At 74.9% G+C, this 18,233-nt stretch carries 13 protein-coding genes; 7 read left to right on the top strand and 6 right to left on the bottom strand.

Features of this window, described 5'->3' with window-relative positions; all coding sequences use genetic code 11:
* Positions 1-121: 121 nt before the first annotated feature.
* On the bottom strand, positions 122-568 hold the full coding sequence (locus AC4BDD_RS18295) for a DUF3499 domain-containing protein (protein ID WP_490691833.1): 447 nt from the start codon (positions 566-568) through the stop codon (positions 122-124).
* Positions 569-846: 278 nt separating this feature from the next.
* Between AC4BDD_RS18295 and AC4BDD_RS18290 the strand changes: the two genes are divergently transcribed.
* Positions 847-1,317 carry a metallopeptidase family protein gene (locus AC4BDD_RS18290; RefSeq protein WP_490686518.1) on the top strand — a complete coding sequence of 157 codons (471 nt, stop codon included), beginning with the start codon at positions 847-849 and terminating at the stop codon, positions 1,315-1,317.
* A 123-nt stretch (positions 1,318-1,440) separates the two neighbouring features.
* On the opposite strand, the gene AC4BDD_RS18285 is transcribed toward AC4BDD_RS18290, so the two are convergent.
* The 3 genes from AC4BDD_RS18285 to AC4BDD_RS18275 all read right to left on the bottom strand — a co-directional run bounded on the left by AC4BDD_RS18285 (position 1,441) and on the right by AC4BDD_RS18275 (position 7,928).
* Complete coding sequence (locus AC4BDD_RS18285) at positions 1,441-2,997, bottom strand: DUF5719 family protein (RefSeq protein ID WP_490686517.1); 1,557 nt, start codon at positions 2,995-2,997, stop codon at positions 1,441-1,443.
* The gene (locus AC4BDD_RS18280; RefSeq protein WP_490686516.1) at positions 2,994-7,247 is read right to left on the bottom strand and encodes a glycosyltransferase family 2 protein; all 4,254 of its coding nucleotides are present in this window, start codon (positions 7,245-7,247) and stop codon (positions 2,994-2,996) included. The genes AC4BDD_RS18285 and AC4BDD_RS18280 overlap by 4 nt, the downstream gene beginning before the upstream one ends.
* A 417-nt stretch (positions 7,248-7,664) precedes the next feature.
* Positions 7,665-7,928 carry a WhiB family transcriptional regulator gene (locus AC4BDD_RS18275; RefSeq protein ID WP_004952403.1) on the bottom strand — a complete coding sequence of 88 codons (264 nt, stop codon included), beginning with the start codon at positions 7,926-7,928 and terminating at the stop codon, positions 7,665-7,667.
* Between the two features lie 636 nt (positions 7,929-8,564).
* On the opposite strand from AC4BDD_RS18275, the gene AC4BDD_RS18270 reads away from it, so the two are divergent.
* The 4 genes from AC4BDD_RS18270 to AC4BDD_RS18255 all read left to right on the top strand — a co-directional run bounded on the left by AC4BDD_RS18270 (position 8,565) and on the right by AC4BDD_RS18255 (position 12,633).
* A complete protein-coding gene (locus tag AC4BDD_RS18270; RefSeq protein WP_490686515.1) occupies positions 8,565-9,119 on the top strand; it encodes a cysteine dioxygenase in 555 nt (184 codons plus the stop codon).
* A gap of 25 nt (positions 9,120-9,144) precedes the next feature.
* The gene (cofD, locus tag AC4BDD_RS18265; RefSeq protein ID WP_490686514.1) at positions 9,145-10,134 is read left to right on the top strand and encodes a 2-phospho-L-lactate transferase; all 990 of its coding nucleotides are present in this window, start codon (positions 9,145-9,147) and stop codon (positions 10,132-10,134) included.
* Positions 10,131-11,468, top strand: a complete 1,338-nt coding sequence (locus AC4BDD_RS18260; protein ID WP_490686513.1) for a coenzyme F420-0:L-glutamate ligase — start codon at positions 10,131-10,133, stop codon at positions 11,466-11,468. The genes cofD and AC4BDD_RS18260 overlap by 4 nt, the downstream gene beginning before the upstream one ends.
* A 181-nt stretch (positions 11,469-11,649) precedes the next feature.
* Positions 11,650-12,633: a DNA-3-methyladenine glycosylase family protein gene (locus AC4BDD_RS18255; RefSeq protein WP_490686512.1), complete on the top strand. Its 984-nt coding sequence runs from the start codon at positions 11,650-11,652 to the stop codon at positions 12,631-12,633.
* Positions 12,634-12,731: 98 nt separating this feature from the next.
* Here the strand turns inward: AC4BDD_RS18255 and manB are convergent, their stop codons facing one another.
* The gene (manB, locus tag AC4BDD_RS18250; RefSeq protein WP_490686511.1) at positions 12,732-13,832 is read right to left on the bottom strand and encodes a mannose-1-phosphate guanylyltransferase; all 1,101 of its coding nucleotides are present in this window, start codon (positions 13,830-13,832) and stop codon (positions 12,732-12,734) included.
* A gap of 117 nt (positions 13,833-13,949) precedes the next feature.
* Complete coding sequence (locus AC4BDD_RS18245) at positions 13,950-15,227, bottom strand: peptidoglycan recognition protein family protein (protein WP_490686510.1); 1,278 nt, start codon at positions 15,225-15,227, stop codon at positions 13,950-13,952.
* A 126-nt stretch (positions 15,228-15,353) separates the two neighbouring features.
* On the opposite strand from AC4BDD_RS18245, the gene AC4BDD_RS18240 reads away from it, so the two are divergent.
* Positions 15,354-16,106, top strand: coding sequence for a TIGR03089 family protein (locus AC4BDD_RS18240; protein WP_490686509.1), 753 nt, complete (start codon positions 15,354-15,356; stop codon positions 16,104-16,106).
* An 857-nt stretch (positions 16,107-16,963) separates the two neighbouring features.
* Entirely contained in the window at positions 16,964-18,142 is a 1,179-nt protein-coding gene (locus AC4BDD_RS18235; protein WP_490686508.1) for an LCP family protein, read from the top strand.
* The last annotated feature ends 91 nt before the right edge of the window (positions 18,143-18,233 follow it).

Genomic DNA, 18,233 nt, shown 5'->3' with positions numbered 1-18,233 from the left:
TGCGCCGCGCCACGTCCGGGAGCCACGCCGGAAGCGCGGAGGTGCGCGGGGCGGGGCGGCAGAGGGGTGGCAGAGGTGTGCGGGCGGCGTGGGCCCGGACTTCGGGCCGTACGGCCCGCGCTCAGGAGTCGGGCGAGCGCAGCACCCGCAGATGGCCGCGGCGGGCGACCTCCACCGGGTTGCCCTCCCGGCCGTTCGGTCCGACGGCGCCGGGGCCGCCGCTTCCGCCGCCGGCCGCGCGCTCATGCGGGCGGGCGGCCTCGCGGACCGCGTTGGCCAGGGCTTCGAGGTCGTCCCCGCTGGGGCGGGCCGGACCGGCATCGACGGCGAGGCGCACGACCTCCCAGCCGCGCGGCGCGGTCAGCCGCTCGGAGTGCTCCGAGCACAGGTCATAACAGTGCGGCTCGGCGTAGGTGGCGAGCGGTCCGAGGACTGCGGTCGAGTCCGCGTAGACGTACGTCAGCGTCGCGACGGCGGGGCGGCCGCACGCGGTGCGCGAACAGCGACGTACAGGGCTCACGACGTTGGACGGTACCGCACTCTTGAGCGGGCCGCGACGACTCCCCAGCGGCTCACTCCACCGTGTCGTCCCGGTTCGCCCGGACCGTCCGATACGCGAACAGCTGCTCTGACCTGCGCCGCGTCCTGATCGGGGCGGTCGGGGGCGTGCGCCGCCGTGTCCGGGGCGCGGTCGCCGGGCGAGCGCCCGGAGCGGGAGGCACATTCCGCCAGACGTCTGTTTTTGCCCCCATCGATGGCTGAATTGTTCGTGTGGGACCTTTGACGCCGCCGTGGGTGACCGTTGAGAGCGTGCCGGATGGGTGCTGACGGCTACTCTCATGAGTGATGACCAGCCCCGTACCTTCCTACCCGTCCGATCCGCGTCCGCGCCACCGCGATCGGCATGGACGCGGCATGCGCGGTCCCATCGCGCCACCGCAGGTGCCGCTGTCGGTCAGCCGCGCCGAGTCCTTCGTCGATCTCGTGCATGACTCGGCGGAGCGGCTGGAAAGACGCTGGCCGCAGCTGTCCGGGGTCGACTTCGCGGTCCTGGAGGTGCCCTCGGTCGGTGCCGACGGTACGGGGCCGGAGGGGGACGTGCCGCCCTGGGACGGCGACTCCGTGCCGCTGGGCAGGTTCATCGCCGCCCATGGCGAGGGCCGGGACCGGATCGTGGTCTACCGCCGACCGGTGGAGATCCGCTCCAAGAACCGGGACGAGCGGGCGCTGCTCGTCCATGAGGTCGTCGTCGAGCAGGTCGCCGAGCTGCTGGGGCTGGCTCCCGAGTCGGTGGACCCGAGGTACGGGCAGGAATAAGGGCTGTCCGAATGGGCCCGCCCCGCGCGGCGTCGCCCCACCGGACACCTCCTGAAGCCGCCTGGCACCCTGGCCTGTCCCGCCGCGCCGCCCTGTCCCGTTGCGCGCCCGGCGCCCCGCCGCTCAGTGGTTGAGGAGGGAGAGGTCCTGCTCGGCCTTGGGGACCTCGACCGTCCCCCGGTCGTCCGGCAGCGTCTGCACGGTGAACATCGGCACCCCGTCCCGCTCCAGCGCGAGCATCCGGGAGGCGTGCACCGGGCCACCGGTCAGCCGCTCGACGGTCACCGCGTACGGGCCCTTGCCGCCTGACGGGCGCGGCGGCTCGATGGCCTTGGTCGTCCCGGACTTGACGGTGTAGGTCTCGCTCACCGGGCTGCCGCCCTCGGTGGTCGCGGAGGACGTGACCCGGACCGTCGCGGTCCTGCCCGGGGCGGTCAGGGAGAGGGTGGTGCCCTTGGCGCGGTTGTCGGCGACGGTGCCGCGCTTGTCGATGGCCGGGGTGGCGGGGATGAAGGCCGTCTCCTGCTTGTCGCCCTTGCCCCGGGTGACCCGCAGCGCGGCCACCACCGGGGCCCCGCCGCGGCCCGCCGGGGTGAGCACCAGGGAGCCGGCCTCGCCCTTGGTGACGTCCCCGAGGTCCATCTCGGCCGTCATCCTGCTCTTGACGTGCAGCGACGCACTGCCGGCCGGGGTGAAGGAGCCGGACGGGCCGGACAGCCGGACCTTGAGGTCGGCGTCCTCGCCGGGCGCGAAGGCGACCAGGCGCACCCCCGTCGCGTCCTTCGGGATCCCGGGGAGGACCAGGCTCGGGGCCGGGTCGGCGGAGGCCGGCAGCCAGTCGCCGCCCAGGTTGGTGTCGGACGCCTGCACGGCGGCGCCCACCCGTCCTGACCGGGCGGTCACATGGAGGGTCAGGTTGATCTGCGGTTCCTTGGTGAGGGTGGAGAGCAGCACGGCGACCGTGGACCGGCCGGGGACCTTGATGTTCTCCCCCGCCTCGTCGCTCACCTCGCCCTCGGCGCCGAACAGCTGGAGGTCCACGACTGCGGAGCCGCTGTCGGGGTTGGTCAGATGGACGTAGTCCTGGCGGTCGCTGGCGGTGCTGGCGGCCGGGAACCAGAAGTCGGTGTCCGGGGTGGTGCAGGAGGCTCCCAGCAGGCCGCGGCCGACGCCCGCGTCCACCACGGTGGTCTGCTGCACGGTCCAGCCGGGGGCCAGACGTCCGTCGGCGGCACCGACCAGTGCGGGGGCGCCGGCTCCGTCCGCGTCGGCGGTGACCGGGGTGCCGGGCTGCTTCAGCGGGGCGACCGGCTCGCCGCTCTCCTTCGCCGGCTTCTTCGACCGCTTGGCGTCGTCTCCGTCGCCGTCCGCGTCGTCGCCCGTCCCGGTCTCCCCGCCGGTCGGTGTGGCGTCGGCGGCGGGCAGCAGTTCGGCGCTGCCCTTCTTCGCCGGCGCCGGTGCCTCGCCCTTGGTCTGCGGGGTGAACGCGGTGTAGCCGGTCTCGGCCAGCTCCGACTGGCTGGGCGCGGGGCACAGCAGGGTGGAGCGTTCGACGGGCAGCCGGGCGGCCACCGCGGCGGGCGCGTCCGAAGAGTCCGAGGGCTCGGTGAGGACGGCGACGCCGGTGACCGCGGCGAGCGCGGTGGCGGCGGCGATCAGGGACCAGGTGGTGCGGTTCATCGCTGGTGCTCGCTCCCGTCGCGGTGGGCCTCGGAGTCCCCGCCGCCGTAGGTGGTGTCGCCGGGCGAGGGGTAGTCGCCGTGCGGGGCGGCCGCGGCGGTGCCGTCGGAGTAGTGCGGCCCGCCGGGCTGGTAGGGCTGCGCCGGGTACGGGTCCTCGGGGTACCGGGCGGCGGCGTACGGATCCTCCGGGTACGAGCCGTCGGGGTACTGGGCCTGCGCGTACTGGCCCTCACCGTATTGGCTGTCCTGGTACTGGCCGTCCCCGTACTGGCCTCCGGCGTACTGGCCGTCCTGGTAGGGGCCGGTGGCCGCGGGATCGCCGGTGTACCGGCCCTGGGGGTAGGACGCGGACGGATAGGAGCCGCTCGGGTACGCCCCTGCCTGGTAGGGATCGCCCTGGTACGTCGCGTAGTCCGCCGGAGCCGCCGGGTAGGGCTGCTGAGTGCCCGGCCAGTCGTCGTAGGTCTGCCCGCCGGCCGGCGGGGCCTCGGCGGGCGCCTCGGCGTACGGGTCACCGGCCGCCGGGGGCGCGGTCGGCGGCGCGGGCACGGCCCCGGCGGGCGCGGGGTAGCCGGCGGCCGCCTCGGGGGCCTGGCCGGAGCCGACCGGGCGGGCCTGCTCGGGGATGGCCGCGGCAGGCAGCGCGGTGGCCTGGCCCGCCTCGCCCGGCGCGTGGGCGCTGTGGGGCAGGACGTCCGGCATGGGCGGGGTCGGCGCCGCACCGGTGTCCCCGGCGGCGGCCGGGACCTGCCCCGGCTCGCCCGGTCCGGTCGGACCGGTCGGCCAGGCGTCCGGTACGGCGGCACCGGAAGGGCCGGCGGTCGGGGTGGCGGCCGCCTCCGCCGCTTCGGCGGCGGCGCGCAGCCGGCGGGCCCGGCGGCCGTCGCCCGAGATCTCCTGGGCGCGCAGCGCCGCCGCGGCCTGGGCGGCGGCCTCCGCCTCGGGGAGGTCGTCGTCGATCTCCCGGCGGCGGCCGGGCAGGGCGAGGACGAGCAGCACGACCGCGAAGAGGGCCTGGGTCCACACCCAGGCGGTGTGGGTGAGCGGGGTTTCGTAGGTGAGGTCCAGACGGCCGCCCTCGGCGGGGAGTTCGAAGCCCTGCGCCCAGTCGTCGACCTTGACGGCCTTCAGCGGCTTGCCGTCCAGCGTGGCCTGCCAGCCGGGGGCGGCCCGGTCGGCGACGCGCAGCACCCGGCCGGCCGGGCCCGCGGGGATGTCGGTGTGGGCCTCGACGGGGCCGGCGCCGACCGGCACCGGGGCGGCGGAGGCGGCCGCCGCGGGCCGGTCGCCGTCCGGGGCGGGCAGGATGGCGACCCGGGAGACCCGCTGGTCGACGCGGAGCAGGGTGGTGCCGTCCTCCTGGCTGAGCCGGGTCAGTCCGGGCGTGGTCTCCAGCACCTTGACCAGCGGGCGGGGGGCGCCTTCCCGGATCAGCACATAGCCCACCGCGTAACCGCTGAGCTGGCTGCTCTGGTCGGCGCCGGAGCCGGCCACCAGGTTGGCGACGACGGCGTCGAGCCGGGGGTCGCTGCCGGCCTCGGCGGCGAGTTCGCCGTCGCCGAGCCGGGCGCCGCGGCCGCGCACCAGGACGTAGTCCACGCGTGCCTGGTCGCCGTCGAGGACCAGGGTGCGGGCCTGGTCGGGGTCGGTGGCCTCCTCGGCGACGAACGCCGGGACCTGCACCGGGTCGCGGCGCTCGACCGGGCCGTTCGCGCCGCCCGCCATCCAGCTGAGGGCGGCGAGCAGCGGGGCGGCGGCCGAGGCGACGGCGACCAGCAGGGCGGCGGGCTGCCGCCAGCCGAAGCTCTGCGCCGCGACGCGCTCCCGCGCTCCCTCGGCACCGACCACGGCGGCGCTGAGCAGACCGAGTCCGTAGACCAGGGTCGCGGGGCCGGCCCAGCCGGAGCCGTTGCTGATCGCGGCGAAGAGCAGACCGGCCAGCGCCACCACCCAGGCGGTGCGGATCGCGGTCTGCCGCTCGCCGCGCAGCAGGGCGCCGAGGGCGGCCAGGACGAAGCCGAGCAGCAGCAGCGAGCCGCCGGCCTTCGGTCCGCCGGGGCTGAGCGAGAGCAGTTCGAGGGCGGTGCCGGAGCCGGTGCCGGGGTCGAGCCCGGCCTCGTCCAGGAAGCGGCCCGGGTGGGCCAGCAGCCCCAGCGACCAGGGGGCGAGGACGAGCAGCGGGGTGGCGAGCACGGCCAGCAGGCGCAGCCCGTAGGCGGTCAGCTGCTCGGTGCGGGTCTCGTAGAAGCGGAAGGCCAGCACGCCGAGCCCCAGCAGCAGCGCCAGCGGCCACACCACCGGGGTGAAGGCGGTGGTGAAGGTGAGCAGCAGGGCGTACGCCCACACCGCGCGCCAGCTGGGGCGGGACCGGGTGAAGCCGCCGGCCGCGGCGGCGGCGCGGGCCAGCAGCGGCAGCAGGACGGCCAGTGCCGCGGTGCCGATCCGTCCGGCGGCCAGCGCGCCGGTGGCGGCGGGCAGGAAGGCGTAGGCGACGGCGCCCCAGGCCCGCAGCAGCCGGGATTCGACCAGCGGGCGGGAGGCGAAGTAGGCGGTGATGCCGGCCAGTGGCACCGAGCAGACCAGCAGCAGGGTGAGGGTGAAGCCGGTGGAGCCGAGGAACACCGTGGACAGCGCGGCGAGCACCGCGAGATAGGGCGGCGCGGTCTGGGTGCCGCCGGTGCCGACCGGGTGCCAGCCGTCGGTGTAGCGGGCCCACAGGTCGGTGACGTCGCTGGGGGCCGGCAGCAGGGCGCCGCCGGCCAGTGCGCCGCCGCCGATCAGGCCGCGGCAGGCGACGAAGGAGACCAGCAGCAGGACGGCGAAGAGCATCGGGCCCGGCTTGCGCGCGATGCGCTTGAGCCGGGCGAACTGGTCGACTTCCAGGAAGTCGGCGTCGTCGTCGCCGGGGCCGGACTCGACCGCGCCGTGCCGTCCGCCGGCGGAGAGTTCGGGCTCCGAGCGGCCGCCGACGTTGCTGGCGACCTGCTCGACGGTGGCGCGGACGGTGGCGCCGGGCGGCGGGAAGAGGGGGCGCAGTTCGGCCGCCTCCACCTGGGGCTTTCCGCGCGTCCGGCGGGCGGCGAGGATCTTCTCCGGGCGCAGCAGGGTGCTGAACAGGCCGGTGATCTCGTCCAGGGCCTGGCGGGGAACCTTGCCGACGAGGTAGGCGAGGGTGCGCAGCAGGGTGCTCAGCACGATCCGCAGCAGGACGTAAGGGAGCAGGGCGCCACGGGTGTTGGCGAGCAGGGTGTAGACGGCGCCGGCCTTGTCGACCTTGTGCGGGTCGGCTACCGAGCGGCCGACGCAGTCGATGGGGCGCCGTTCGCGGGCGGACGCCTCGGCGTGCCGGAGTACGGCGTCGGGGGCGATGAGCACCTGGTGGCCGGCGGCCTGGGCGCGCCAGCACAGGTCGATGTCGTCGCGCATCAGCGGCAGTCTGGGGTCGAAGCCGCCGAGCTGCTCCCACACGTCGCGACGGATGAGCATGCCGGCGGTGGAGACCGCCAGCACCGGCCGGACCTGGTCGTGCTGGCCCTGGTCCTGCTCGCGGCGCTCCAGGCCGGTCCAACGGCGGCCGCTGCGGGCGATGCTGACGCCGACTTCGAGGAGCTGCCTGCCGTCGTACCAGCTGCGCAGCTTGGGGCCGACGATCGCGGTGCGCGGGCTCGCGTCGGCGACCTTCAGGAGTTCGGCGAGGGCGTCCGGGGCGGGGGCGCAGTCGTCGTGGAGCAGCCACAGCCACTGGACGGGTTCGCCGTGCGGCAGCTCCGGCATGTCGTAGGTGTCGTCGCGCCAGGTGCGGGTGGCCGGGTCCCAGCTGCTGGGGCGCTTGAGGTAGGGCAGCTGGTCGGGGCCGGGCACCGGGGCGGTGCGGACGGCCTCGTCGACGGCGGTGCCGAAGCCGGAGCGGCGCGCGAGGTGGAGCACCCGGTCCGGGCCGAGGGCGTCGGCGAGCAGTTGGGCGGAGTCGTCGGCGCTGCCGGTGTCGGCGGCGACGATGTACTGCACCGGGCGTTCCTGGCCGGTCAGCCCGGCGAGGGCGTCGGGCAGCCAGCGGGCGCCGTCATGGGCGACCAGCACGGCGGTGACGACATGGCGCGGGAACGCGGGGGCCGTCCCCGTCCGGTCCGCGAGGGGGCCGGGGGCGGGCGCGGCGCCAGGGGCGGCGCCGGGGGCTGCCGGGGGCCCGGAGGTGGGCGCGGGGGCGGCGGCCGGATAGGAGGCCGACGGCTGGCTGTGCACGGACATCGAGGTACGGGCCCTCCGACCGGGGGTGCGGGGGCCCGCGGCGAAGCCGCTGTGGGCCGGAGCCCCCGGGAGACTGCGGTGCTGGACTGCGGTGGGCGCGCGCGCCCTGGGGCCGCCCGCGCGTCGCTGGGGTCCCGGCCAGGCCAGGGTGGCCCCACTGGTGTGGGTCCCCAGGGGACCCCACATTAACGGCTGCGCCCACAGCGGTCCGCCTCCCTGCACCGGGGGTGCGGGAGGCGGACTGTACGGTATGCGGCGACTTGTTCGGATGTGTCGGCCGGGGAGGTGCCGGTGGCCGGGGCGCCGGAGGCGGCGCGTCAGACGCGGATGCGGCGGCGGAGGCTCCGGTGGCCGCGGCGGGCATCCCGGGTGCCGGGCCGGGGCACGGGGCCAGGCGTCCGTCCGGCGCGCCGGGGGTCAGACCGCGGCCTTCTTCAGGCGGCGGCGCTCACGCTCCGACAGGCCGCCCCAGATACCGAAGCGTTCGTCGTTGGCGAGGGCGTACTCAAGGCACTCGGAACGGACTTCACACGCCAGGCAGACTTTCTTCGCCTCACGCGTAGAACCACCCTTTTCCGGGAAGAACGACTCGGGATCGGTCTGGGCGCACAGTGCGCGCTCCTGCCAACCGAGCTCTTCATCCGCCTCTTCGACCAGCAGTTGCTGGAACAACTCGGTCATGTGCGCCCCTCGTCTGTTTTTACGTCCCCGCGCCGCCGCCGATGGGATGACTCCCCCCGGCGAACGACACGAGTGAAATTACAAGTGTGCCGATCCGGGCCAGTCAAGCCGAGATCTGCTATTGGGCCCCTTATTCACTCTGCGGAACCAAGGGTGCGCGGTAAGTGTTGAAATAGGCTTAAAACAGACACTTGTCCCGCGCGCCACCCGGGCCTCCCCCTTCAGGGATTGAGGACGTCACGGCTGCCGATCTCGTTGCATCCGGCGGGCGGTTGCTGCGCCACCTCTCCTGATTACCGCTTGAGCAAACCTTTCTCCGGCTGCATCAACCGGATGAGGTGAAACATTGACGGCAAAACGGGCGGTAGGTTGACAGGAGCGTCCTCTACCCGCTCTCCTTGGTTCCATGCCAGTGACCCACATGCTCCAGCCGACCCGTACCCACGGGTCCCGCTGCGCTGTGCAGGCTCGCTGTCGCTGTTCCAGCTGTTGATGCCACTCAAGAAGGCTCCAGCTTCCGAGTGCGCCCTCTTCGCGCCTCCGGCATTCCCGCACCTCCCGCACCGTGCTTCCGCACGAGGAGCCTCCGCGCTCCCGACTTCCGCGCTTCCGCTTGCCTGCCGAGGAATCCGTTTCATGAACAGCGACGTCCAGATCGCCGGTGACCCGCTCGCCATCCCGCATCTGCTGCCGCCCGTACCCGCGCACCCCTCCACCGTCTCCGCCTTCGCCGGCCTCGCCCGGACCATCGCCGCCGACCGCGACAGCTGGGCCCCGCTCGTGCGGTACGACGCCACCAGCCGCTGGTACCACCGGCTGCGCACCGTTCCCCAAGCTCTCGACTCCGCTCGAGCAGGGGAGGCCCCAATCGGCTACGAGGTCTGGCTGCTGAGCTGGGTGCCCGGCCAGAGCACCGGGGCGCACGACCACGGCGCCTCCTCCGGTGTGCTCACCGTGCTCCAGGGCGAACTGACCGAGCGCACCCCCGCGCGCCGGACCCAGCACACCCTGGCCCCCGGCGCCCAGCGGGTCTTCGCCCCCGGCTATGTGCACGACATCGCCAACGACTCCCTGGAGCCGGCGGTCAGCCTGCACATCTACTTCCCGGGGCTGACGGACATGCCGATGCACCCCAGCCAGCAGCAGGTTGCCGCACAGGCCACGGCGTCGCCGGAGTCCGTCACGAACTGACATCCGCTGGTGCCAGACTTGGCGCATGCGCATTGTGGCTCTGGCAGGCGGAATCGGCGGTGCCCGTTTCCTACGCGGTCTCAAGTCGGCGGCTCCGGACGCCGACATCACCGTCATCGGCAACACCGGCGATGACATCCACCTCTTCGGGCTGAAGGTCTGTCCCGACCTCGACACCGTGATGTACACGCTCGGCGGCGGCATCCACGAGGAACAGGGATGGGGGCGCGCCGACGAGTCCTTCACGGTCAAGGAGGAGTTGGCGGCGTACGGGGTCGGGCCCGAGTGGTTCGGGCTGGGCGACCGCGACTTCGCGACCCATATCGTCCGCACCCAGATGATCAGCGCCGGCTATCCGCTGAGTGCCGTCACCGAGGCGCTGTGCGCGCGGTGGCAGCCGGGCGTCCGGCTGCTGCCGATGTCCGACGACCGGGTCGAGACGCATGTGCTCATCGACACCGCCGACCTCGGCGACTCGGCCGCGGAGGACGGCGGCGAGGGGCGCAGGGCGGTGCACTTCCAGGAGTACTGGGTGCGGCTGCGGGCGTCCGTCCCGGCCCACGCGGTCATTCCGGTCGGCGCGGAGGAGGCCAAGCCCGCGCCCGGCGTGCTGGAGGCGATCGCCGAGGCCGACGTCATCCTCTTCCCGCCCTCCAACCCGGTCGTCTCCATCGGCACGATCCTGGCGGTGCCGGGGGTGCGGCAGGCGATCGTCGAGGCGGACGCGCCGGTGGTCGGCCTCTCCCCCATCGTCGGTGACGCGCCGGTGCGCGGCATGGCCGACAAGGTGCTGGCGGCGGTGGGCGTGGAGTCCACGGCCGCCGCGGTCGCCCGGCACTACGGCGCCGACCTGCTCGACGGCTGGCTGGTGGACACGGTGGACGCCGCGGCGGTGGACGCGGTGACCGAGGCCGGGATCCGGTGCCGGGCGGTGCCGCTGATGATGACCGACGTCGACGCCACGGCCCGGATGGCCGCGCAGGCGCTGGCGCTCGCCGAGGAGGCACGGGCATGAGCACACCGTCGGTCCCGTCCTACCGGGTGTGGGCACTGCCCGGGCTGCCCGAGGTGCGGTCCGGGGACGACCTCGGCAAGCTCATCGCCGACGCCGCGACCGCCGAGGGGCTGCCCGGCCTCGCCGACGGCGACACGGTGATCGTCACCTCCAAGATCGTCAGCAAGGCCGAGGGCCGGATCATCCAGGCCGAGGACCGCGAGGCCGCCATCGACGCCGAGATGGTGCGGGTCGTCGCCCGCCGCGGGACGATGCGGATCGTCGAGTCGCGGCACGGCTTCGTCATGGCCGCCGCCGGGGTCGACGCCTCCAACACCCCCGCCGGGACGGTGCTGCTGCTCCCCGAGGACCCCGACGCCTCGGCGCGGCAGATCCGCGACCGGCTGCGCGAGGCGCTCGGCGTGGACGTCGGCGTGCTCGTCACCGACACCTTCGGCCGCGCCTGGCGCAAGGGGCTGACCGATGTCGCCATCGGCTCCGCCGGGATCCGCGTCCTGGACGACCTGCGCGGCTCCACCGACACCTTCGGCAACGCGCTGAACGCCACCGTCGTCGCCACCGCCGACGAACTGGCCGCCGCCGGCGACCTGGTGAAGGGCAAGACCACCGGGATGCCGGTCGCCGTCGTCCGCGGCCTGCCGCACCTCATGGAGGACGGGCACGGACCCTGGGACGGGCAGGGCGCCCGGGCCCTGGCACGCGGCGCCGCCGAGGACATGTTCCGGCTGGGCACCTCCGAAGCCGTGCGGGAGGCCGTGACGCAGCGGCGCACGGTGCGGGCGTTCACCGAGGAGCCGGTGGACCGGGGCGCGGTGCGCCGGGCCGTCGCCGCGGCGGTGACCGCGCCCGCGCCGCACCACACCACGCCGTGGCGGTTCGTGCTGCTGGAGTCCGCCGAGTCGCGGCTGCGGCTGGTGGACGCGATGCGGGAGGCGTGGATCGCGGACCTGCGCGGCGACGGTTTCAGCGAGCAGAGCATCGCCAAGCGGGTGCGGCGCGGCGATGTACTGCGCAACGCGCCGTATCTGGTGGTGCCCTGCCTGGTGATGGACGGCTCGCACGCCTATCCGGACGCGCGGCGGTCGGCGGCGGAGCGCGAGATGTTCGTGGTCGCCACCGGCGCCGGGGTGCAGAACCTGCTCGTCGCGCTGGCCGGCGAGGGGCTGGGCTCGGCCTGGGTGTCCTCGACGATGTTCTGCCGGGATGTCGTGCGCGAGGTGCTTCAGCTGCCGCAGGAGTGGGACCCGATGGGCGCGGTGGCGGTGGGGCACGCGGCGGAGCCGCCGAAGCCGCGGCCGGGGCGGGTGGCCGACGCCTTCGTCGAGGTGCGCTGATTTCCTGTTTCCGGGGCTCCGCCCCGGGCCCCGGCCCTCAAACTCCCCCAGCTACCTCCCCCAGACTTCGTCCGGGGGTGCCCCCAGGGAGGTGCCCCCAGGACGGGCTGGATATTGCAGCCCGTCCCGATTGAGGACCCCGGTTTACGCTCGGAGGGCACCTACTCCAGGAAGGCACCCGATGGATGGCACGCCGCTGACCCGCACCACCGTGCGCGGCGGTCGCGTCGCCGTGCCGCGGGCGCGCCCGGCCGAGGCGGCGGCACATGCGCGGCGCTGGGTGCCGCAGGGCGCGCTGGATCTCGGGCTGACGCTGGGGCCGCTGCGCCGGGGGCCGGGGGATCCCTCGTTCCGGGTCGGCGCGGACGGGGCGGTGTGGCGAGCCAGCCGGACCCCGGAGGGGCCGGGCACGGTGCGCATCGCCCGGGCGGGCGGCGAGGTCGTCGCCGACGCCTGGGGGCCGGGCGGCCCCTGGCTGCTGGACGGCCTTCCGGCGCTGCTCGGAAGCCTGGACGACCCCTCCGGCTTCGTGCCGCACCACCGGGTGGTGCACGAGGCGCACCGGCGGAGCCCGGGGCTGCGGCTGGGCCGTACCGGGCTGGTGCTGGAGTCGCTGATTCCGTCGATCCTGGAGCAGAAGGTCACCAGCGACGAGGCGTACCGGGCCTGGCGGCTGCTGCTGCAGCGGTTCGGGGAGCCCGCGCCGGGGCCGGACCCGCGGCTGCGGGTGATGCCGGAGCCGCGGGCCTGGGCGCTGATCCCGTCCTGGGAGTGGCACAAGGCGGGGGTGGACGCCAAGCGCGCGGAGACGATCATGCGGGCGGTACGGGCCGCGCGGCGGCTGGAGGAGGCGGCCGGGATGGAGCTGGCCGACGCCTCCGCCCGCCTCCGGCTGATCCCGGGCGTGGGGCCGTGGACGGCGGCGGAGACGCTCCAGCGCAGCAACGGCGCGCCGGACGCGATCACGGTCGGCGATCTCCATCTGCCGCGGATCGTCGGCTACGCGCTCACCGGGCAGCGGGGTGCGGACGACGCGACCATGCTGGAGCTGCTGGCGCCGTACGCCGGGCAGCGCCACCGGGCCGCGCGGCTGGTGCTGCTGTCCGGGCGGGTCCCGCCGCGGCGCGCGCCGCGGTTCTCGGTGCGCGACTTCCGCGCGATGTGAGCGGTGCGGGCCTTCCGAGCGATGTGAGCGGTGCGGGCCTTCCGAGCGATGTGATCAGCGGGCCGCGGCCGGGTCATCACCGGCCGCGCCCGTCCTGATCACTGGTCGGAGGAGAAGCGCAGCGCGCCGGCGGGGATGTCGGCGTCGCACCAGATCCGGACACCGTCGCGGAGTTCGTTGTCCGCGCCGACCAGCGCGCCGTCGCCGATCACCGCGCCCTGGAGCACGGTGCGGGCGCCGATCCGGGCGCCCGCACCGATGAGCGAGTCGCGTACCTGGGCGCCGTCCTCGATGACCGCGCCGTCCAGGACCGCGCTGCCCTCGACGCAGGCGCCGGAGCCGATCCGGGCCCGGGCGCCGATGACGGTGCCGCCGGTGAGCTTGGCGTCCCCGGCGACCTGGGCGCCGGCGAGGACCAGCCGGTCCCCGTGCCGGCCCGGGACCGCCGGGGAGGGGGCACGGCCCAGGACGAGGTCGGCGGAGCCGCGGACGAACGCCTGCGGTGTGCCGAGGTCCAGCCAGTAGGTGGAGTCGACCATGCCCTGGAGGTGGGCCCCGGCGGCCAGCAGGCCGGGGAAGGTCTCGCGCTCGACGGAGACCGGGCGGCCGGCCGGGATGGTGTCGATGACCGAGCGGGTGAAGACGTAGCAGCCCGCGTTGATCTGGTCGGTGACGATCTCCTCGGGGGTCTGCGGCTTCTCCAGGAACGCCGTCACCCTCCCGTTCGGGTCGGTGGGCACCAGCCCGAACGCGCGGGGGTCGCTGACCCGGGTGAGGTGGAGGGAGACGTCGGCGCCGCTGGTGCGGTGGGTGTCGACCAGCGCGCCGATGTCCAGGCCGGTGAGGATGTCGCCGTTGAAGATCAGGACGGGGTCGCCGGGGTCGGAGTTCAGCCGGGAGGCGACGTTGCGGATGGCGCCGCCGGTGCCGAGGGGCTCCTCCTCGGTGACGTACTCCAGATGGAGGCCGAGGGACGAGCCGTCACCGAAGTACGGCTCGAAGACCTCGGCCAGGTAGGAGGTGGCCAGCACGATGTGCTCGACCCCGGCGGCGCGGGCGCGGGCCAGCTGGTGGGTCAGGAACGGCACACCTGCCGCCGGGACCATCGGCTTGGGGGTGTGCACCGTGAGCGGGCGCAGCCGGGTCCCCTTGCCGCCGACCAGGAGGATCGCTTCTGTCGGCTTCGACGCGAATGGCACGTGTCGTCTCTGCTTCCTTGGGGCTCACCGGACCCGCGACAGTTTATGCAGGCCCGCCCGTCACCGGACGCCACCCTTCCCGGGATGCCCCGCGGGCCCTTCCCGCTCGGCACCCGATCAGCGGCCCTGGAGGTCGGCGGCGGAGCTGCGGGCGGTGGCCAGCCGGGCGTAGAGGCGGGCGCCGGGGCACTCGGTGACGAAGCCGTCGCGGTGGCCGGAGATCACCTTGAGCCGGACCCGGGCGCCCTTGCGGTACTTGTTGCTGCCGGCGGAGACCATGGTCGTGGTGCCGGCCGGGTTGACGCCGAACAGCCCGAGCTTCCAGGCGGTGAGCCTGGCGAGGGCCTGCACCGCGTCCTTGGACGGTCCGGCGTTGCTGAAGGTGCCCAGGAGGGCGATGCCCATGCTGTTGCTGTTGAAGCCGAGGGTGTGTGCGCCCTTGACGGCCCGGGTCACTCCCCCGGCACGCCCCTCGTAGATGTTTCCGCACTTGTCGACGGTGAAGTTGTAGCCGAAGTCGCGCCAGCCGCTGCTCTTGACGTGGTAGCGGTAGATGCCGCGCAGCACCGAGGGGACCTCGTCGCAGCTGTAGCTGTTGCCGGTGGCGGTGTGGTGGACGAAGGCGACCTTGATGGTCTTGGTGTACGCGTACTTGGGCTCGCGGAGGCTCTCGTCGGCGCCCCAGCCGGCGCGGGTGACGATGCGCGGGCGCGGCCCGACGTAGGGGCGGGCGTTCGACCGCTCGGCGTCTTCCTCCGGTTCCAGGATCAGCGGCGGGGGGTCGTCGGCTCCGGTCGCGTTCGCCGTCGACCCGGAGGTGGCCCCGGTGGTCGGCGGCTCGGGGGTCGCGGCGCCGCGGCCGGGCGGTCCGCCGGGGTCGACCAGGTCCAGCCGCAGACCGGCGGGGAGTGGCGCGATGGAGCCGTGCTCCAGCCGTACCCGGGCCTGTACGCCGTCGGAGTCGCCGACCCACAGCGGCGCGGTGCTGCCCCGGGCGTGCTGGCCGCGCCCCTCGGGCGAGTCCGCGTCGGGGGCGTCGTCGTTGTGGGTCTCCAGGGTCCGCCAGGGGGACCAGGCGCGGGTTCCGGTGGGCCGGGTCCGTACCTCGACCCGGCCGTGCAGATGGACGGTCGGGTCGTCCCAGACGACGCCGACCAGGGAGAAGGGCCGCACGTCACGGGCCGGGACGCCGCGTCCCGGGACGTCCGCCGAGCGGCGCGAGGCCCCCTCGGAGAGCGGGGCGAGCGGCAGCGACTGGGTACTGCCGGAGGGTTCGGCGCGGGCTGGTGCGCGCCCCGGCGCGGGGTCACCGGGGACGCCGGCGTGCGCCGTGAGCGGGAGGGCGAGAGCGGTCGCGCAGGCGACGCCGATCGAGGATGCCAGGAATGCACGCATGTAGCTCATCGTGGACATACCGTCATATATCTGTCATTCGCAACTACTCCTGACGGGTGGCCGGTTCGCCGGGCGGCGCCGCCTCCCGGGGTGGTGCGCCGGGGCCCGCCGCGTACCCTGACGGCGATGAACGCCACCGACCGCACCCCTGCCGACCTGCTGCGATCCGCCCTCGCCACGGACCCGGGTCGTCCGCTTGTCACCTTCTACGACGACGCCACCGGCGAGCGCGTCGAACTGTCCGTGGCCACCTTCGCCAACTGGGTGGCGAAGACCGCCAATCTGATCCAGGGCGACCTGGGCGCCGAGCCAGGCGACCGGCTGGCGCTGCTGCTGCCCGCGCACTGGCAGACCGCCGTCTGGCTGCTGGCCTGCGCCTCCACCGGGGTGGTCGCCGAGCTCGGCGGCGACCCCGCCTCGGCCGACCTGGTGGTCAGCGGCCCGGACATGCTGGACGCGGCGCGCGCCTGCTCCGGGGAGCGGGTCGCGCTGGCCCTGCGCCCGCTGGGCGGCCGGTTCCCGCAGCCGCCGGCGGGCTTCGCCGACTACGCCGTCGAGGTCCCCGGCCAGGGCGACCGCTTCACGCCGTACGCCCCGGTGGTCCCGGACGCACCCGCGCTCGTCGTCGGCGGCACGGAGCTGACCGGGGCCCAGATCGTCGAGCGGGCGCGCGCCGACGCGGCGGCCCGCGGCCTCCAGGCGGGCTCGCGGCTGCTCTCCGGCCTGCCGTACGACGGCTGGGAGGGCGTCTCGGCCGGCCTCTACGCACCGCTCGCCTGCGGTGGCTCGGTGGTGCTCTGCCGCAACCTCGACCAGCTCGGGTCGGACGGTCTCGCCAAGCGCCAGGAGAGCGAGCGGGTGACGGCACTCGCCGTCTGACGCGGGGTGGGGTGGCCCGAGCAGCCACTCACGGCCACCTCGCCCACCCTGCGGGCACGGCAGGCCCGCCGCGCCCGCCGCCGCCTCAGGACGCGCCCCGCGCGTCGCGCACCTTTGCCCACAGACCGGCCGCGCGTCCGCCGTCCCGGCGTCCCGCGCCAACCCCGCCCAGCCAGAGGCCCCCGGCGCGCCCCACTCGCCCCGCGCCGGGCGACCACGTCCCAGCGCACGCTCACCGACCCGGCCCGCCGGCCGCCGGGCGACGCGGCAGGCCCAGCCTGCGCCGGGCTTCCGCGTCGCCGCGGCCCGCGAGACAGCCCCGCCCCCGCACCACGCCGCCCTCCCGGCGGGCCCCGCGCCGGGCGCGCCCGTCTCCAGCGCGCGCCCACGCACCGGGCCGCCGGCCGCAGGCCCTGCGCCGGTGCCGCGGCCCGCCGCACCCGTCACCGCGGCCCGCGAGGCAGAAGACCCGCGGCCTCACTCGCCCGAGCGGCCCGGGGGCGCACCCTCGCCCCGGTGGCGGGCCGCCTCGGCGTGCGTGCCGGCTGGGGCCGCGATGCCGATAGACCACCTCGCCGTGCGGCCAGCCCACGCCCCGGCCGCCTGGCGACGGCCCCGCCCCACCCGGCGGCTCGCATCGGGCGGCCCCCGTCGCAGCGCGCACGTCGCCGCCGGCCCGCGAGGCGGACACCCCGTCTGCCGCGCCCGAGCGGCCCGCGGGCGCGCCCCGCTCGCCCCGCGCCGGGCTGCCGCGCCCCGCGCGATTGTTCGCAGCGCGCGCCTGGGCGCGTACAACCATGCGCGCGGGTTGGTCGTCTGCTCCGTTGACCGGTGATGGGTGATGGCGGAGGGTCCGAGTGAGTGACGACAGTCCCGGCGGGCGGCCGCCACGCAAGCGTCGCTGGCTGCGCTGGCTGGCCCTGGCCTCGGCCGTCCTGGTGCTGGGCACCGCGGGCGCGGCCTGGTGGCTCTACCAGCGGCTGGACGGCAACATCAAGACCGACACCCGCACCGAGCGGGAGCTGAAGCGGTACGAGGCCGAGCGGCCCGCGGTGGTGGTGCGGGACGCGCAGAACATCCTGCTCATCGGCTCGGACACGCGCTCGGGAACGGGCAACGGCGAGTACGGCCAGGACTCGGGGACCCAGCGCTCGGACACCACGATCCTGCTGCACCTGGCCGCCGACCGGCGCAGCGCGACGGCCGTCAGCATCCCGCGCGACCTGATGGCGGACATCCCGGCCTGCCGCTCGGCCGGCGACGCCTCCGAGACCGACGGCCAGGAGGAGGGCCGGACCGCCGCGGCCCGGTTCGCGCAGTTCAACTGGGCATACGAATTCGGGGGCGCGGCCTGCACGATCCGTACGGTCGAGAAGATGACCGGGGTCCGGATCGACCACCACATGATCGTCGACTTCCGCGGCTTCAAGAGGCTGGTGGACGCGGTGGGCGGAGTCGAGGTGTGCCTGGCCGAGCCGGTCGACGACACCAAGGCGCACCTGCGGCTGCCCGCCGGGCGGCAGACCCTGCGCGGCGAGGACGCGCTCGGCTACGTCCGCGCCCGCTACAGCATCGGCGACGGCAGCGACACCGGGCGCATCGGCCGCCAGCAGGAGTTCCTCGGGTCGCTGGCGCGCAAGGTGCGCAGCGATGGCGTCCTGCTCAACCCGCGGCGGCTGTTCCCGGTGCTCGACGCGGCGACCTCGTCACTGACCACGGACCCCGGCCTCGGCTCGCTGCGGAAGCTCTACGGGCTCGCCGGTGAGCTGCGCGGTCTTGGCGAGGACGGGATCCGGTTCGTCACCGTGCCGCGCCAGCCGTACTCATACGACCACAATCGCGACGAACTGGTGCAACCGGCCGCGGATCGGCTCTTCGAGAGCCTGCGGCTCGACCAGCCGGTGCCGGCGACTGAGACAACGGCCACAGACGCGCCGAGCGCCGCGGCCACCGGCACCCACACCCCGGCCAGCCGCCAGGGCGACGGCCGGGTGGGCCACTCGGGAACCAACTCAGTGCGGGACACATGTAAATAAAGGGGTGAAACACCCGGCCGGCAGCCCGATTCGCCCCCGGAAGCGATCTCGAAAGGATTGGGCAGATTGCCCAGTTGTAGGGGAGTGGAAT

The organism is Streptomyces sp. JLBT605, assembly GCF_058215555.1.
This window is presented reverse-complemented; position numbering and strand designations above follow the sequence as displayed.

Bases quoted from the DNA above. Each gene is read 5' to 3' on its own strand.
- AC4BDD_RS18285 (WP_490686517.1), bottom strand. From the start codon at position 2,997: ATGAACCGCACCACCTGGTCCCTGATCGCCGCCGCCACCGCGCTCGCC.
- AC4BDD_RS18270 (WP_490686515.1), top strand. From the start codon at position 8,565: ATGAACAGCGACGTCCAGATCGCCGGTGACCCGCTCGCCATCCCGCAT.
- AC4BDD_RS18245 (WP_490686510.1), bottom strand. From the start codon at position 15,227: ATGCGTGCATTCCTGGCATCCTCGATCGGCGTCGCCTGCGCGACCGCT.
- AC4BDD_RS18290 (WP_490686518.1), top strand. From the start codon at position 847: ATGACCAGCCCCGTACCTTCCTACCCGTCCGATCCGCGTCCGCGCCAC.
- cofD (WP_490686514.1), top strand. From the start codon at position 9,145: ATGCGCATTGTGGCTCTGGCAGGCGGAATCGGCGGTGCCCGTTTCCTA.
- AC4BDD_RS18280 (WP_490686516.1), bottom strand. From the start codon at position 7,247: ATGTCCGTGCACAGCCAGCCGTCGGCCTCCTATCCGGCCGCCGCCCCC.
- AC4BDD_RS18255 (WP_490686512.1), top strand. From the start codon at position 11,650: ATGGATGGCACGCCGCTGACCCGCACCACCGTGCGCGGCGGTCGCGTC.
- AC4BDD_RS18260 (WP_490686513.1), top strand. From the start codon at position 10,131: ATGAGCACACCGTCGGTCCCGTCCTACCGGGTGTGGGCACTGCCCGGG.
- AC4BDD_RS18240 (WP_490686509.1), top strand. From the start codon at position 15,354: ATGAACGCCACCGACCGCACCCCTGCCGACCTGCTGCGATCCGCCCTC.
- AC4BDD_RS18275 (WP_004952403.1), bottom strand. From the start codon at position 7,928: ATGACCGAGTTGTTCCAGCAACTGCTGGTCGAAGAGGCGGATGAAGAG.